12 protein-coding genes (1 of these 12 only partly in view) are annotated in these 14,300 nt (G+C 63.4%); all 12 read left to right on the forward strand.

Translation table 11 applies throughout. From position 1 onward, the window contains the following. Positions 1-206, forward strand: the 3' portion of a protein-coding gene (locus tag ACVTFQ_RS13555) for a hypothetical protein (protein ID WP_111565418.1). The gene continues 136 nt to the left of window position 1, outside the view; only the last 206 of its 342 coding nucleotides appear in the window; its start codon lies beyond the left edge, outside the window; its stop codon occupies positions 204-206. A gap of 141 nt (positions 207-347) precedes the next feature. Further along, positions 348-554, forward strand: a complete 207-nt coding sequence (locus ACVTFQ_RS13560) for a hypothetical protein (protein WP_018902526.1) — start codon at positions 348-350, stop codon at positions 552-554. Between the two features lie 224 nt (positions 555-778). Next, entirely contained in the window at positions 779-1,585 is an 807-nt protein-coding gene (locus tag ACVTFQ_RS13565) for a pseudouridine synthase (protein WP_047515389.1), read from the forward strand. Between the two features lie 4 nt (positions 1,586-1,589). Continuing rightward, on the forward strand, positions 1,590-2,294 hold the full coding sequence (locus ACVTFQ_RS13570) for a phosphoribosyltransferase (protein ID WP_111565419.1): 705 nt from the start codon (positions 1,590-1,592) through the stop codon (positions 2,292-2,294). Between the two features lie 130 nt (positions 2,295-2,424). Then, entirely contained in the window at positions 2,425-4,155 is a 1,731-nt protein-coding gene (locus tag ACVTFQ_RS13575; protein ID WP_470423902.1) for an SLC13 family permease, read from the forward strand. A gap of 92 nt (positions 4,156-4,247) precedes the next feature. Further along, the gene (locus ACVTFQ_RS13580) at positions 4,248-5,192 is read left to right on the forward strand and encodes a phosphoribosylaminoimidazolesuccinocarboxamide synthase (protein WP_111565421.1); all 945 of its coding nucleotides are present in this window, start codon (positions 4,248-4,250) and stop codon (positions 5,190-5,192) included. Positions 5,193-5,296: 104 nt separating this feature from the next. Next, the gene (locus ACVTFQ_RS13585; protein WP_047515378.1) at positions 5,297-5,893 is read left to right on the forward strand and encodes a TetR family transcriptional regulator; all 597 of its coding nucleotides are present in this window, start codon (positions 5,297-5,299) and stop codon (positions 5,891-5,893) included. A gap of 133 nt (positions 5,894-6,026) precedes the next feature. Next, positions 6,027-7,247, forward strand: coding sequence for an efflux RND transporter periplasmic adaptor subunit (locus ACVTFQ_RS13590; RefSeq protein ID WP_111565422.1), 1,221 nt, complete (start codon positions 6,027-6,029; stop codon positions 7,245-7,247). 39 nt (positions 7,248-7,286) lie between these two features. Next, a complete protein-coding gene (locus tag ACVTFQ_RS13595) occupies positions 7,287-10,391 on the forward strand; it encodes an efflux RND transporter permease subunit (protein ID WP_047515373.1) in 3,105 nt (1,034 codons plus the stop codon). A 159-nt stretch (positions 10,392-10,550) separates the two neighbouring features. Beyond that, positions 10,551-11,996, forward strand: coding sequence for an efflux transporter outer membrane subunit (locus tag ACVTFQ_RS13600; protein WP_111565423.1), 1,446 nt, complete (start codon positions 10,551-10,553; stop codon positions 11,994-11,996). 161 nt (positions 11,997-12,157) lie between these two features. After that, positions 12,158-13,222, forward strand: a complete 1,065-nt coding sequence (locus ACVTFQ_RS13605) for a LacI family DNA-binding transcriptional regulator (RefSeq protein WP_111563266.1) — start codon at positions 12,158-12,160, stop codon at positions 13,220-13,222. Position 13,223: 1 nt separating this feature from the next. Further along, positions 13,224-14,246 (forward strand): ABC transporter substrate-binding protein, encoded by a 1,023-nt coding sequence (locus ACVTFQ_RS13610; protein ID WP_111563267.1) that lies wholly within the window; start codon positions 13,224-13,226, stop codon positions 14,244-14,246. The last annotated feature ends 54 nt before the right edge of the window (positions 14,247-14,300 follow it).

A 14,300-nucleotide genomic window follows, 5' to 3' on the forward strand; every position in this document is an offset into this window, starting at 1 on the left:
GCAAGGCGTATGAGGATATGGCGCCCCGCGCCAAGACCGCCGTTGCCCAGATCAAGGCCGAAGGTGTCGCCGCGGCCGATGCCGCGCGCGAGCACCCGGCAGCCACCACCACGGCGCTGGCGCTTGCCGGTGCGCTCGGCTTTCTCGCCGGCTATCTCTTAAGCGGCGCCCAGGCCGCCCCGCAGCGCCAGCAGTGGTGGCGATAGCATTCGTTAAAATTAGACATATCTAATTTGTTTACGAGCCGGATGATCCGAAGTATCATCCGGCCCGTACTACTTAGGTCTTAGAAAAACCCGTTTTTCAGGCCAATAATGGAGACTATAAAGAACGAGGGAGGACTGCTGATGATTGCCAAAGGATCGAACTGCATCGTCGAAGTCACGGTTGACGGAGCGCAGGGCCGCCTAGCGGTCGGTATTATGAACATGCGACAGGCTCTCGAACTTCCTGAAATGCCCAGCGTCTCTTATACCCATCCGGATCCCGCCAAGGCGGCAGCCGGTGTTACCATGAACCGCGAGCAGCTTGCAGGCTTCGTGGCGCGTCACTGAGAGCGGTCGCAACCGCGATCCGCTCTCTATATATAAATGCGGCCAAGACAGGCGGCGCCACCGGCGCCGCCTCTTCTTTTTGACGCAGCGGCAGAGCCCCCTCCCCTCTTGTCCGATCCTTCTTATCCCCGCGTTTTGCGACCCCGCGTCTGGCATCCCCTCACCGTTCATGCCAAAAACGCCGATAACAGAACGCCGATAACAAAGAGCAGAGGAACAGGCGATTGAGAGAGCGGCGCGCACCGCAAAGGCAGAACGGCCGCAACAGGCCTGAAGCCGTCGAGAGCAAGCGGGTGACCCTGCCGCGCGCATTGTCCAAGCTCGGCTACTGTTCGCGAACCCAGGCCGAAAAGCTGATCGCCGACGGTCGCGTCACCGTCAACGGCCGCACCGTGCTCGACAGCGCCGCCTGGATCGACCTCTCATCGGCGAAGATCAAGGTCGACGGCAGCGATGTCGCCGCCGAGCCGATGACCTATCTGATGCTGAACAAGCCGCGCGGGCTGGTGACGACACGCCACGATCCCGAAGGCCGCCCGACGGTGTTCGATTGCCTCAAGGATGTCGACACCCCGCATCTTTCGCCGGTCGGCAGGCTGGACAAGGCGAGCGAGGGCCTGCTGCTCTTCACCAACGACACGGTCTTCGCCCAGGCGCTGCTCGACCCGGTCACCCATGTCACCAAGACCTATCATGTCCAGGTCGATCGCGTCATGGAGCCCGAGATGCTGGCCGAGATGGCCTATGGCGTTCGCCACGACGGCGAACTCTTGAAGGCGACGGCGGCCACGCTTCTAAGACAGGGCGAGCGCAACTCCTGGATCGAAGTCGAGCTCGACGAGGGCCGCAACCGCCAGATCCGCCGCATGCTGGAAGCGCTCGGCACCGAATGCCTGCGGCTGGTGCGCGTGGCGATCGGTGATCTCCAACTCGGCGACCTCCCGAAAGGCGCGGTACGCGCTTTGACCGAGGCCGAGCTCAAGGCGCTACGTCGCCGCGCCGGCATGGAAACGACCAAACGGACCAGATGACATCATGACAGACAGCGCCGCCCTCGCCCCGCACGATTTCTGGCAGGAGCTGGACGCACCCGGCACCTTTTCGATCGGGGGTGACTTCACATCCTTCTATGTCGCGACGCTGACCGATGGTCGCCAACTCCGCCTGCCGCTTCGCCCGCTTGCCGATGGCGAGCATGCGCTGGCCTCGCTCATCATCAACCAGGCGAGCTTCGAAGTGCTGGACGCGCTGGCCGGACAGCTGGCGGACAGGCTGAGAGCCCTCGATATCGACGTCGTCGCCGGACTGCCGACGCTCGGGCTGACGCTCGCCTCATCCGTGGCACAGAAACTCGGGCACAAGCGATATGTCCCGCTCGGCACCTCCAGGAAGTTCTGGTATCGCGACGAACTGTCCGTGCCGCTGTCGTCGATCACCACCCCCACCCAGCAGAAGCGCCTCTATATCGATCCGCGCATGCTGCCGCTGCTCGAAGGCAGGCGCGTCGCGCTGATCGACGATGTCATCTCGAGCGGCACCTCGATCGTCTCCGGCCTCAAGCTGCTGTCGGCCTGCTCCATCGAGCCGGTCGCGATCGGCGCCGCCATGCTGCAATCTGAGCGCTGGCGCACGACTCTTGACCAGGCCGGCCCGCAATGGCTGGAGCGGACGGTCGCCGTCTTCGCGACCCCGATGCTGGAGCGCACCGAACAAGGTGCCTGGCGCGCGCCCGGGATCTGAGCCGTCGCTCCTAATGTAGAGTGCGCTCGATTATAGACTGCGCTCTGGGCCCGCCCCTCTATACAGCGCGCCGCGAACCGCTACAGTCTCCGTCAACACGTAAAGCAAGCGCATCAATCCGGAAGACCTGATGACCCCAGAACAAGCATGTCTGCTGATCCTGCTGATCGCGATGCTGGTTCTGTTTCTGATCGACCGTTTCAGGGTCGAGGTGGTGGCGATCGCCGGCCTTCTTGCCGGCTATGCGCTCGGGCTTTATCCGACCGATGCGGTCTTCGCGGGCTTTGCCAGCCCCGTGGTCATCACCGTCGTCGAGATCCTGCTGGTGGTCCAGGTGCTGGCCCGCACCCGCTTCTTCGACAGGGTGTCAACAGCGCTTGCCAGTCGCGGCATGCGAGGCACCGGCGTCATCGCCATCCTCTCCGGCGTGACCGGCTTCGTCTCGATCTTCATGAACAATATCGGCGCCTTCTCGATCTCGCTGCCGGTGGCGCTGCGCATCAGCGCCGTCAGCGCCATCCCCAAGCGGCAGCTGATCATCCCGATCTCGTTCGCCGCTTTGCTCGGCGGCCTCGTATCGCTGATCGGTACCCCCGCCAACCTGCTGGTCAGCAACGCGCTTGCGGCCGCGACCGGCGAGAGTTTTCGCCTCTTCGATTTCGCCTATGTCGGCCTGCCGGTCGCCGCAGCCGACATCCTGATGACGTCAGTGTTGGCGCCGCTCCTCTTCCCTGCGGATGGCGAGGACGATGCGGCAGCACCCGAAACGCCGCGACGCCGCATGGTGGCCGAACGGCGCGTGCCCTTGGGCTCGCCGCTGATCGGCGCAAGCCTCGCCGAGCTCCCCGCCCGCTTCGCGCTCAAGCCGCACGCGCTGCTGCGCAACGACGCCTTCGTCTTCGGATCCGCCGAGCGCTCCGTCGTCGAGGCCGGCGATCTCCTCCTGGCGGAAGCCGACGATACGGTCTTTATCGACCTCGCGGCATCAGGCGCGCTGCAGACGGATCATGGGCAGGCAGAGGCAAGCCGCGTCGAGGCTGTCGTCATGCCGGAGAGCACGCTGGTCGGCTCGCGCCTGCGCTCGCTCGAGGTCTTCACTACGCGCGGCATCGCGATCAGCGCCCTATCCATGCGCTCCCCTCGCATCGAGGGACGCTTCGACGATCTGCAGCTCTCGATCGGTGATGTCCTGGTGCTGGAGGGCGACCGCGCCGCGATCTCTGAAGCACTCGAGGAATGCGAATGTCTGCCGCTCGCCTCGCCGCCCGTTTCGCCCTCATTCTCGCTGAGCTGGCAGCCCTTCGCGATCTTTGCCTGCGGCATCGCCGCAACCACGGTCGTACGGCCCGATATCGCGCTCGCCGGCGTCGTCCTGGTGCTGGCGCTCCTCAACTACCTGAACATCCGCCAGGCGATGGCCGATCTCAACTGGCCCGTCATCATCATGCTCGCCGCGATGATCCCGATCGGCTCTGCCGTTGGCACCTCGGGGACCGCCGAAGTGATCGCCTCGGCGCTCGGCGCCGTCCTGCCCGTATCGCAGCCGCTCGCGGGCATCGCCGTGGTGCTGTTGCTGGCGATCGCGTTGACGCCCTTCGTCAACAACGCCACCGTCGCCATCGTGCTGAGCCCCATCGCGATCGAGTTCGCGGCAGCCGGCCACCACCAGCCGCAAGCCTATCTGCTCGCAGTCGCCCTCGGCGCCTCGCTCGATTTCCTCACACCCTTCGGCCACCACAACAACACGCTCGCCATGGGCATCGGCAGCTACCGCTTTTCCGATTTCATCCGAGCCGGCCTGCCGGTGACGGTGCTGAGCTACTTTTTGAGCCTGCTGCTTCTATATGTCTTCTGGGTTTGAGCCCCGATTGCTTGACATCCCCGGCGATGGAACTAGAGCAGGGGAAAGCCCCGATCAAACCGACCCCGTAACCCAAAAGGACGGTCAAGCCCGTGCGTATTCTCTCAGAAGCCCATTTCCCGGAACTGCCGAATTACTACCGCGGCAAGGTGCGAGAAAACTACGACCTTGCCGATGGCAGCCGCATCATCATCAGCACCGACAGGCTGAGCGCGTTTGACCGGATCCTGACTTGCATCCCCTACAAGGGCCAGGTCCTCACCCAGACGGCGCGCTACTGGTTCGAGGCAACGAAGGACATCTGCCCCAACCACGTCATCGCCTATCCTGACCCGAACGTCGTCGTCGGCAAGCGCCTCGACATCCTGCCGGTCGAAATCGTCGTGCGCGGCTATCTCGCCGGCACCACCGGCACCTCGATCCTCACTCTTTACAAGAAGGGCGAGCGCGAGATGTATGGCATGCGCCTGCCGGATGGCATGCGCGACAACCAGAAGCTTCCCGAGCCGGTGATCACGCCGACAAGCAAGGAATTCGATGGTGGCCATGACGAGCCGCTGACGCCTGATCAGATCGTCGAAGGCGGTCTGCTGACGCAGGCGCAGTGGGATACGCTGTCCAAATACGCGCTGGCGCTGTTTGCCCGCGGCCAGGAAATGGCGGCCAAGCGCGGCCTCATCCTCGTCGACACCAAATACGAGTTCGGCACCGATGAGAATGGCACGATCATCCTCGCCGACGAGATCCACACCCCCGACAGCAGCCGCTACTGGCTCGCCGACAGCTACCAGGCAAGCTTCGAGGCCGGCACGCGCCCGGCAAGCTTCGACAAGGATTTCGTCCGCGCCTGGGTGGCCGAACGCTGCGACCCCTATAAGGACGAGATCCCCGAGATCCCGACCGACCTCATCGAGCAGACCTCGGCCGTCTATATAAAGGCATACGAAGCGATCACCGCGCAGACCTTCGTGCCGGATGACACCGGCGCGACCCCGGTGGAGCGCGTGCGCAAGAACCTCTCGCGCTACTTCCCGTAAGCGTTCGTTCGCGTGAAGGCCTGCGACTTTAGCTTGCAGGCCCTTTCAATGTCGCGTTAGATTTTGAAAAACACCGAAGCCGGGCGGATCCGGCTGGAGAATTCATGGCACGAAGGCCAAGGCGCAAGGCCGAAGAGACCCGCGAAGACATTCTGACGATGGCCGAGCAGCTGTTTCGCCAACGCGGCTTCGTCGCCGTCTCGATAGCCGATATCGCCGCAGCACTCGACATGTCGCCGGCAAACGTCTTCAAGCACTTTCATTCGAAGACCGCCCTGGTCGACGCGATCGCCGAAAGGCATTTGAGCGATGTCGCCGACCGCTTCGTCGCCGATGACCTGCCGCCGCGCGAACAATTGCTCCGCTTCGTGCTCCGGCTCCTCGACAGCCATCTCGAGGACATCCAGAAAAACCCCTACATCTTCGAAATGGTCCTCGTCAGCATCGAGGCCAAGATCGAGGCAGGCAAGCGATATCGCGAAAAAGTGATCCAGAAACTGGAGGTCATCATTCGCGAAGGTGTCGCGGAAGGCCGCTATCACTGCGCCGACCCGGCGCTTGCCGCAAGGACCGTCGCCGATGTGCTGGCAGGCGTGCTGCACCCGGTTCTGATCGTCAAGGACGACCGGGAGACCCTTGTCGAGAAAGCCCGCAATATCGTCGATTTCGCCGATGCCGCGCTGCAAAATAGCGCTTGCTAAGTGACGATTCATAACTTACGTCACTTTCTAAAGGCTTTGTTAATTCGGATCAGAGGCATTTGACTCCGGATCGTTTGTCGTGTGGCATCCCCGGCAGGCTTAGATCCGCGAGCCAGCGCATAGGGAATTGAACATGATACGTCGCTTTCTCCTCGTTTCCTCAGCTCTTGCCATCGGTGGCGTTCTCGCCGCCTGCAGCGACAGCGGCAAGACACCGGCCGCGGGCGCCGGCGGTGCCGGGGCGGCTCAGCAGGCGGCCGCCGTCGGCGTGATCACGCTGAAGAAGGGCGATTTCCCGGTCACGACGATTCTTCCCGGCCGCGCCGAGGCGTTCCAGACCGCCGACATCCGTCCGCAGGTCAGCGGCCTCATCCGCGACATCACCTTCCGCGAAGGCGGCGAGGTGAAGAAGGGCGACGTTCTCTATCAGATCGAAGACGCTCCCTATGTCGCGGCCGTCGCCCAGGCGCGCGCCGCCATCGCCAAGGCCGAGGCCAGCGTGCCAAGCGCACAGAGCAATTTCGACCGCTACCAGCGCCTCGTCGGCTCGGGCGCGACACAAATCGAGCTTGAGACAGCAAGAACCAACCTCCTGCAGGCGCAGGCCGAGGTCGAATCGGCGAAGGCCGCCCTTTCGGCAGCCGAGATCGATCTCGACCACACCAAGATCGTCGCGCCCTTCGACGGCGTCATCGACCAGACGGCCTATAACGTCGGCAACGTCGTCTCCGCCAACCAGACCACGGCGCTGACCACCGTGCGTCAGCTCGACCCGGCCTATATCCTTCTGACGGAATCGAGCACCAACCTGCTGCGTCTGCGCAGCGCGATCGCCGATGGCGAGATCAAGGGCACGCGCGGCAACGACGCTTTCCGCCTGATCCTCGAAAACGGCAAGGAATACGGTGAGAAGGGCACGCTCGACATGTCGAAGTCGGTCGTCAGCGAAACGACGGGCACCTTCACCATCCGCGTGCGCTTCCCCAATCCCGAGCGCATCATCCTGCCGGGCATGTATGTCCGCGCGACGCTGGAACTCGGCTCCGAAAACGGCTTCGCTCTGCCCCAGCTCGCAACCAGCCGCAATGCCAATGGTGAGCTTTCGGCGCAGTTTGTGTCCGCGGATGGCAAGGTCGAAAACCGCATCTTCGAAAACGCATCGCCATCAAACAATGCATGGCTGGTGACCGAAGGCGTCAACGACGGCGATCAGCTGATCGTTTCCGGCCTGCAGTCGATCACCGCGGGCATGCCGGTCAAGCCGACCGAGATGAAGATCAATGACAAGGGTATCGTCGTGCCCGTGGCGCCTCCAGCCGCCGCCGGCGACGCGCAGAAGCCCGCCGCGAAGTAACGCGTCGATCATTGATCCGAGCCGTACAGGAATTAGCCAATGGCCAAGTTTTTCATCCGACGTCCGATCTTTGCGTGGGTCATAGCGATCACGATCATGCTCGCGGGCGTGCTGGCGATCTTCACGCTGTCGATCTCGCAGTACCCGGATATCGCGCCGACCACGGTGCGCATCAACGCCACCTATCGCGGCGCCAGCGCTGAAACGGTCGAGAAATCGGTGACGACTCTCATCGAGGACGGCATGACCGGCCTCGACGACCTCACCTACATGACCTCGACCTCGTCCACCGGCTCGGCCAGCATCTCGCTGACCTTCGGCACGGCGGCCGATCCCGATATCGCCCAGGTGCAGGTGCAGAACAAGCTGCAGCTGGTGCAGTCTCAGCTGCCGAGCGACGTCATCGACGCCGGCATCAGCGTTACCCGCTCGACCTCGAGTATCCTTCTCGTCGGCGCGCTGGTCTCCACAGACGGCAAGCGCAACTCCGTCGATCTCGGCAACATCCTGTCCAACTCGATCGAAAAACAGGTGCAGCGCCTGGAAGGCGTCGGCAGCGTCAACATCTTCGGCTCCGGCTACGCCATGCGCGTCTGGCTCGACCCCTACAAGCTGGTCAAGTACCAGCTGACGACGGGCGACGTGACCTCGGCGATCGAGGCGCAGAACACACAGGTATCCGTGGGTTCGCTCGGCGCCCAGCCTTCCGTCGAAGGCCAGCAGATGAACGTCACGATCACCGCGCAGAGCCAGCTGACCACCGTTTCCGACTTCGAGCACATCATCTTGAAGGTCGAGAAGGACGGCTCCACGGTTCGCTTGAGCGACGTCGCGCGCATCGAGATCGGCCAGGAAAGCTATGGCGGCTCCTCGCGCTACAACGCCCAGCCATCGAGCGGCTTCGCCGTCAACCTCGCGATCGGCGCCAACGCCATCGATACCGCCGGCCGTGTTCGAACCGCGCTCGATTCCATTTCCAAGGGCCTGCCCGAGGGCGTGGAGATCACCTATCCCTACGACACGACGCCCTTCGTCGAGCTGTCGATCGAAAAGGTCGTGCACACGCTGATCGAGGCGATCGTGCTCGTCTTCGTCGTTCTCCTGGTCTTCCTGCAGAACTTCCGGGCGACGCTCATTCCGACCATCGCGGTCCCCGTGGTTCTGCTCGGAACCTTCGGCATCCTTGCGGCGACGGGCTATTCGATCAACACGCTGACCATGTTCGCCATGGTGCTCGCGATTGGTCTGCTCGTCGACGACGCCATCGTCGTCGTCGAGAACGTCGAGCGCATCATGACCGAGGAGAAGCTGTCGCCGATGGAGGCCACCGAGAAATCGATGGGCGAAATCACCGGCGCCATCGTCGGCATCGCGCTCGTCCTGACGGCCGTCTTCATTCCAATGGCCTTCTTCGGCGGCTCGACCGGCATCATCTACCGCCAGTTCTCCGTCACCATCGTTTCGGCGATGTTGCTCTCGGCGCTGGTCGCAATCGTGCTGACGCCGGCGCTCTGCGCTACGATGCTGAAGCCGGTGCATGACCACAAGAAGAACCGTGCCAGCGAGTGGTTCAACCGCAACTTCACCCGCTCCACCAACGGCTATGTCCGCTCGATCGGCTATCTCCTGAAGCGTCCGTGGCGCGTCATGGTTGTCTTCCTGCTGGTCGGCCTCGGCTGCGCCTATTTCTTCACCCGCCTTCCGACCTCGTTCCTGCCGCAGGAAGACCAGGGCGTGCTGCTGACCATCGTGACCACGCCTCCGGGATCGACCACGCAGCAGACCCAGGCCGTCGTCGAGAAGGTCGAGACCTACTATCGCGAAAACGAAAAGGACGCCGTGCAGTCGGTGTTCGGCGCCCTTGGCTTCGGCTTCAACGGCTCCGGCCAGAACAGCGCGATCGTCTTCACCAAGCTAAAAGACTTCGCCGAGCGCACGGATGACAAGCTGCATGCGCAGGCTGTCGCCACCCGCGCGCTGGGCGCCTTCTCGCAGATCCGTGAAGCCCAGGTCTTCGCGCTGCTGCCGCCGGCAATTCAGGGTCTCGGCGTCTCCAGCGGCTTCTCCATGTATCTCGTCGACACCGGCGGTCACGGCACAGAGGCGTTGGATGCGGCCTCCAAGCGCCTGATCAGCATGGCCAACACGAGCGGCAAGGTTGTTGCGCTCCGCAGCAACAACAAGGAAGTCGAGCCGCAGATGAAGATCATCATCGACCAGGAGAAGATCGGCGCCATGGGTGTCGACATCTCGGCGGTCAATGCGATGCTCTCGGTCATCTTCACCGGCCGTGACGTCAACGACTTCACGCTGAACGGCGAGATCAAGCCGGTCTACGTCCAGGGCGATGCACCCTTCCGCATGCAGCCCGACGACCTCGACCACTGGTATGCCCGCAATACCAACGGCGAGATGGTCCCCTTCTCGGCCTTCACCCGCACCGAATGGGTGAAGGGCGCCCCGACGCTCGCCCGCTTCAATGCGGTGAGCGCCATCCCGCTCGACGGCGCGTCGGCACCGGGTGTCAGCTCCGGCGACGCGATGAACGCGATGGAAGAAATGACCGCGCAGCTCGGCGGCGGCTACACCGTCGCGTGGCAGGGCATTTCCTATCAGGAGCGCCTGTCGGGTTCGCAGGCGCCGATGCTCTACGCCATCTCGGTTCTGGTCGTCTTCCTTTGCCTTGCAGCGCTCTATGAAAGCTGGTCGATCCCGTTCTCGGTCATCATGGCCGTTCCGGTCGGCGTGCTCGGCGCGCTGGTCGCGGCAACCGTCTTCGGCCAGGCAAACGACGTCTACTTCAAGGTCGGCCTGCTCACGACCATCGGTCTGGCGGCGAAGAACGCGATTCTCATCGTGGAGTTCGCCAAGGACCGAATGGAGACCGGCATGGGCATCATCGATGCGACGCTGGAGGCCGCAAGGCTGCGTCTGCGGCCGATCATCATGACCTCGCTGGCGTTCATCCTCGGCGTCGTTCCGCTGGCGATTGCCACCGGTGCGGGCTCGGCCGCGCAGAACGCCATCGGTATCGGCGTGCTCGGCGGCATGCTGTTTGCGACCGCGCTCGGCATTTTCTTCGTGCCATCATTCTTTGTGGTTATCCGCCGCGTCTTCTCGCGACGTCAAAAAAATGAGGTATGAGTGTGACATATCTGCACTGTGATAAAGTGAGACTCATTGGTACATTGCCGCGGACTGCTTCGGGATGGCGTTTCTCGTTTGAGCGAAGCGCGACCGATAGTGAAGCATGATCGCTTCTGACATGAATAATTTTTTGGTCGAGTTACAGGAAGATAGTTAATGGCGTCTTTTCGTTTTGCCTCTCCGGCATTGTTGTTATTGCTCGCGGGCTGTGTGAGTGGCCCGGATCATGTTCCCCCGGAGATGCCCCTCCCGGCCAAGTTCAATGAAGGCTCGGCCAAGGCCGATGGCGACGTCTCGACGGTCGCCTGGTGGACCGCCTACCGCGACACCCGCCTGAACGGACTGGTGGTCGAAGGTCTCAATGAGAACCTGTCGATCCAGCAGTCGCTGGAGCGCATCAACGCCGCTGCCGGCAATGTCACGGTCGCTGGCGCCGGCGCCCTGCCGAGCCTGGTGGTTGGCGCTTCGCACACCACGAGCGGTTCGCTCGGCTCGCTGGCCGACAGCCGCGCCGCCACCAACACGACCGGCGCCAACGCCAATGTCGGCTGGCTGCTCGACCTCTTCGGCCAGTATCGCCGCTCGAAGGAAAGCGCCCAGGCCTCGCTCGACGCCGCCTACTCGACCGCCGACGTCGCCAAGCTCACCTATCTCCAGGATCTGGTGAACTCCTACATCAACGCCCGCTATTATCAGGAGCGCATCGCGCTCTCCAAGGCCAACCTGAAATCGCGTCAGGAAACCTACGAGCTGACCAAGTTCCAGCTCGATGCCGGTGCAGCCTCGCGTCTCGACGTCGTGCAGGCCGAAGGTCTGGTGCAGTCGACCCAGGCTGAAATCCCGGGTCTGGAAACCAACTTCCGCGTTGCCGCCCACCACATCGCCACCCTGCTCGGCAAGCCGGCCGGCTCGATGGTCGCTGAACTGCAGCGCGGCGGCTCGCAGCCGGTCTTCCGTGCCGGTATCGTCTCCGGCGTTCCGGCCGACCTGATCCGCAATCGTCCCGACATTCGTGTCGCCGAGCGCAATCTGGCCGCCGCCACCGCCAATATCGGCATCGCCATCAGCCAGCTCTATCCGACGATCTCGCTCTCCGGCTCGATCTCGCCGACCTATGTGCGCCCGGTTGGCGCCAATGGCGGCCTGACCAGCTGGTCCTTCGGCCCGACGCTGACGCTCCCGATCTTCGACGGCGGCCGCCTGCGCGCCAATGTCGATATCGCCAAGTCCGACGCCAAGACCCAGTATCTCGCCTGGAAGCAGGCGGTTCTGCAGGCGGTCGAGGAAGTGGAAAACGCGCTGTCGGCGGTTCGCCGCGATGCGCAGACGGTGGCCGCGCTCCGCGCCCAGGTCAAGACGACCCAGGAAACGCTCGATCTGTCGACCGCCAGCTACAAGGACGGCGCCTCCTCGCTGCTCGACGTCCTCGACGCCCAGCGTCAGGTCTCGCTCGCCCAGGCAAGCCTGGCCGCAGCCGTCCAGCAGATGGCAACCGACTACGTCGCGCTCAACGTCGCCATCGGCGGCGGCTACAACCCGGGCGGCAACAACGCCCCGGCCAAGCCGGTCGCCGCAAAGGCAAGCACTGCAAAGGCAGGCTGAGACGACAGCAATTGAGAAAAGCCCCGGTTCGCCGGGGCTTTTTTGTTTCTGGAGTCCCCCGTGATTGCGGAAAATCGCAAAGCGGCGCAAGATTGGATTCGACAACGCCGACGTCGTCATGTACGCATTGGTTAAACGATTAATCCAATCCGTCGAAAATCATGCCTCCAGCCCGATCAGGACCAAATCTGAGCAGGATCGCAACGTCGCTTGGCGTCTCCGTTGCGACGGTGTCGAACGCGCTTTCGGGCAAGGGCCGTGTGTCCGAACAGCTCGCCGAGCGGATCCGCGAACACGCGGCCGAAATGGGCTATGTCCCGAGCCAGGCGGCGCGCGCGCTGCGCACCGGCCGCAGCGGCGTCATCGGCCTGGTCCTGCCTGACATCGCCAATCCGCTCTTTCCCAAGCTCGCGCAGGCCATCGAATTCGCCGCCACCTCGGCAGGATACGGCGTCCTCATCGCCGACTCCCGCGGCAACATCACCGCACAGACCGAGGCCATCAACCGGCTGGTCGAGCGCGGGGTCGAGGGCCTTGTGATCGTACCGCGCCGCGCGACCCGCATCTCGGCCGCGAGCTGTCCCGTCGCCGTCATCGACACCGCCTCGACACCCGGAAACACGGTCGCCGCCGATCACTGGCAGGGCGGTCGCGATATAGCCGACCATCTGGCCGAACTCGGCCACAAGCGCATCCTTGTGATCGGCAACAATCCCGAATCCAACGTCCAGAACGATCGCGTCGGCGGCATCCGCTCCGGATTGCGCCCCGACATGCAGTCCTCCACTCTCTGGGTCGAGCGCCTGGAACGCGAAAACGGCATGGGCTGCACGCTCGGCCTCGCCGAAAAGGTCCGCGAAGGCTACACCGCCTTTGCCGCGCTGTCCGACCTGCAGGCGCTGAGGGCGCTCACCGAACTGCAGCGCGACGGCATCGTCGTTCCCGACATGGCAAGCGTCACCGGCTTCGACGACCTGATCTTCTCCCCCGTGATCACGCCAAGCCTGACGACGGTGGCGATGGACATGGCGACGATCGCCGATGTCGCCATCTCGTCGCTCCTGAAAACCATACAGGCAAGCGGCAGCCGCGAAGGCGTGCTGGTCAGCGCCGACACCGATCGGGTGCCGATGCAGCTGATCGTTCGCCAATCATCGGGTCCCGCCGATCCAGCCAGGATCGACCCGACCAAACTGGACCTAGCCTCTCAGACGGAGAACTCCTGACATGAAGCATGCCCTCATCGCCTCGGCGGCCCTTCTTGCCCTCACGCCCGTCGCCGCCAGCGCTCAGGAGAAGACGCTCACCATCTCCGTCTATGCCTTCGCGCAGGACGACTTCAAATCGATCGTCTACGACCCCTTCGAAGCCAAGTGCGGCTGCAAGCTGGTGGTCGAGACCGGCAACAGCGTCGAGCGCCTGGCGAAGATGGAGGCCAACAAGGCCAACCCCGTCATCGACATGGCCGTCGTCTCCATGGCCGATGCGCTGTCGGCCACCCGCAAGGGCCTGATCGACAAGATCGACACCGCAAAGCTCACCAATTTCGGCAAGCTCTACGACCTCGCCAAGGACCCGAACGGCGACGGCATGAGCGTCGGCTACACTTTCTACGCCACCTCGATCGCCTACCGCTCCGACAAGATGAAGATCGAGAGCTGGGCCGATCTGCTGAAGCCTGAATATGTCGGCCACGTCGCCTTCCCGAATGTCACCACCAACCAGGGCCCGCCGGCGCTCTACATGCTCGGCCTGGCGCTCGGCAAGGACAGCCCCGACCTGAAGGTGCCGATCGCGGCCGTCGGTGAAAAGAAGGACGACATCGTCACCTTCTACGAGAAGTCCTCGCAGCTGGTGCAGCTGATGCAGCAGGAAGAAATCTGGGCCGCCCCGATCGGCCGCTTCTCCTGGGCGGGCTTCACCAAGCTCGATGTCCCCGTCTCCTGGGCAACGCCCAAGGAAGGCCAGACCGGCGGCATGAACGTCATGGTCATGACCAAGGGCTCGAAGAACCAGGATCTTGCGCTGCAGTTCATGGATTTCTGGCTCTCCACCGAGATCCAGACCAAGCTCGCCGAAAAGCTGGTCGACAGCCCGACCAACAAGGAAGTCAAGGTCTCCGACGAAGCCGCCAACAACCTGACCTACGGCGAGGATACGGTGAAGAACCTGAAGCTCATCCCCTCGGCCGCCGCCCTCGATAACCGCGCCGGCTGGCTGAAGGATTGGAACGACACGGTCGGCCAGTAACGGCCGAGAGACACCGAAACGGCTCCGGCTCCGGCTGGAGCCGCCTTATGCGAT

Source organism: Rhizobium sp. O111 (genome assembly GCF_055616315.1).

Coding starts and splice junctions, on each gene's coding strand:
- ACVTFQ_RS13560 (WP_018902526.1), top strand. CDS start 348: ATGATTGCCAAAGGATCGAACTGCATCGTCGAAGTCACGGTTGACGGA.
- ACVTFQ_RS13570 (WP_111565419.1), top strand. CDS start 1,590: ATGACAGACAGCGCCGCCCTCGCCCCGCACGATTTCTGGCAGGAGCTG.
- ACVTFQ_RS13575 (WP_470423902.1), top strand. CDS start 2,425: ATGACCCCAGAACAAGCATGTCTGCTGATCCTGCTGATCGCGATGCTG.
- ACVTFQ_RS13585 (WP_047515378.1), top strand. CDS start 5,297: ATGGCACGAAGGCCAAGGCGCAAGGCCGAAGAGACCCGCGAAGACATT.
- ACVTFQ_RS13590 (WP_111565422.1), top strand. CDS start 6,027: ATGATACGTCGCTTTCTCCTCGTTTCCTCAGCTCTTGCCATCGGTGGC.
- ACVTFQ_RS13595 (WP_047515373.1), top strand. CDS start 7,287: ATGGCCAAGTTTTTCATCCGACGTCCGATCTTTGCGTGGGTCATAGCG.
- ACVTFQ_RS13600 (WP_111565423.1), top strand. CDS start 10,551: ATGGCGTCTTTTCGTTTTGCCTCTCCGGCATTGTTGTTATTGCTCGCG.
- ACVTFQ_RS13605 (WP_111563266.1), top strand. CDS start 12,158: ATGCCTCCAGCCCGATCAGGACCAAATCTGAGCAGGATCGCAACGTCG.
- ACVTFQ_RS13610 (WP_111563267.1), top strand. CDS start 13,224: ATGAAGCATGCCCTCATCGCCTCGGCGGCCCTTCTTGCCCTCACGCCC.